This is a genomic window from Acinetobacter harbinensis (genome assembly GCF_000816495.1).
In the GTDB taxonomy this organism is placed as follows: domain Bacteria; phylum Pseudomonadota; class Gammaproteobacteria; order Pseudomonadales; family Moraxellaceae; genus Acinetobacter; species Acinetobacter harbinensis.
Window position 1 is genome coordinate 30,054 of sequence record NZ_JXBK01000003.1, and the last position, 1,588, is coordinate 31,641.

The 1,588-nt window shown below is 41.6% G+C and carries 3 protein-coding genes; 1 reads left to right on the plus strand and 2 read right to left on the minus strand.

Annotated features, from left to right (window positions below; genetic code table 11):
- Positions 1 to 190 (minus strand): recombinase family protein (locus SE27_RS14685; RefSeq protein ID WP_455550020.1); only part of this gene is annotated, 190 nt, incomplete at its 3' end.
- Complete coding sequence (locus tag SE27_RS13090; RefSeq protein ID WP_039624343.1) at positions 187 to 759, minus strand: recombinase family protein; 573 nt, start codon at positions 757 to 759, stop codon at positions 187 to 189. The genes SE27_RS13090 and SE27_RS14685, both read right to left, overlap by 4 nt.
- Before the next feature lie 89 nt (positions 760 to 848).
- Here SE27_RS13090 and SE27_RS13095 point away from each other — a divergent pair, with 89 nt between their 5' ends.
- Positions 849 to 1,553: an IS6-like element IS1008 family transposase gene (locus SE27_RS13095; protein WP_001067783.1), complete on the plus strand. Its 705-nt coding sequence runs from the start codon at positions 849 to 851 to the stop codon at positions 1,551 to 1,553.
- Positions 1,554 to 1,588 lie beyond the last annotated feature (35 nt).

Sequence of the window (1,588 nt, forward strand, 5' to 3'; positions counted from 1 at the left end):
CCATGGAATGTACTATCACCCTGTCCCCTTCCCGGACATAGTTCAACATTTCTTGAAATTTCGGTCGGTCGGTATTTTTACCAGAAGCACGGTCAACAAAAATCCGGTCGACTTCAATTCCCTCAAGTTGACGACCTGTATTTTGATCGACCGAACTCACTCGCACATACCCTACTTTTTGGCCTTTCACTCTTTTTGGCACTGTTGCAAATATCTATAAACTGCTTGGCGACTAATACCAAATGCTTTTGCCAAATCAACTTTAGATGGATATTTTCCCTCTTTCCATGCTTGTCGTAAAGCTTCAGCCTGCTCATGATTTAATTTATGGACTCGACCTTTATATTTCCCTTGAGCCGCTGCAATCTTAATTCCCTCTTTCTGACGTTCCAGAATAATCTCTCGTTCAAATTGAGCAAAAGCTCCCATCAACTGTAACATCAGATTATCCATCGGGGTGGCCTGAGCTGTGAAGGTAATATTCTCTTTCACAAATTGAATGGCAACTCCTCTTTTTACAAGCTGATCAACTTCAGTGACTAAATCTTTCAGACTACGAGCGAAACGATCCATGGAATGAACAACAATCATGTCACCTTCACGAACATAGCCCAGCATTTCCTGAAATTTGGGGCGGACAGTATTTTTTCCTGAGGCCTTATCAACAAAAACTCGGTCGACCTCGACGCCCTCGAGTTGACGTCCAATATTTTGGTCAACAGAGCTGACTCTCACATATCCGACTTTGTGACCTTTCATATTGTCTCCGACTAGATCCTTATTTCGGCACTGTTGCAAATAGGCTGACATGATAAGCTAAATATCTTATTTATTTCGAGATACAGCAGATGAATCCCTTCCACGGTCGGCACTTTCAAGGTGAAATCATTCTTTGGGCTGTTCGTTGGTATTGTAAATATGGCATCAGCTATCGTGAACTTCAAGAAATGCTCGCTGAGCGAGGCATCAATGTGGATCACAGTACAATTTATCGTTGGGTTCAGCGTTATGCTCCAGAAATGGAAAAACGGTTACGCTGGTATTGGCGTAATCCTACAGATTTACATTCATGGCATATGGATGAGACTTATATCAAAGTGAAGGGGCGATGGACTTACCTGTATCGCGCAGTTGATCAACGTGGTCATACGATTGACTTTTACCTTTCCGCTAGACGGAACAGTAAATCAGCCTATAGTTTTCTAGGAAAGATCTTCAATACGGTGAAAAAATGGCAAATTCCACGGGTCATCAATACAGATAAAGCAGCGACCTATGGCCATGCTTTATCACGATTAAAGCGAGAAGGAAAATGTCCAGTAGATATTGAGCACAGGCAAATTAAGTATAAAAATAATGTCATTGAATGTGATCATGGTAAGTTAAAGCGAATCATCAGAGCCACATTAGGATTCAAATCTATGAAGACGGCTTATGCCACAATTAAAGGTATTGAAGTCATGCGTGCACTACGTAAAGGACAAGCATCGTCATTTTATTATGGTCAGCCTCAGGGTGAAGTGTGTCTAATCAACAGGGTTTTCGGTCTCTAAGCACTTTTTAAAGGGAACTTCATCGACTCAAATCT

Excerpts from the sequence above, each read along its gene's own strand:
- SE27_RS13090 (WP_039624343.1), bottom strand. The coding sequence starts at position 759 with ATGAAAGGTCACAAAGTCGGATATGTGAGAGTCAGCTCTGTTGACCAA.
- SE27_RS13095 (WP_001067783.1), top strand. The coding sequence starts at position 849 with ATGAATCCCTTCCACGGTCGGCACTTTCAAGGTGAAATCATTCTTTGG.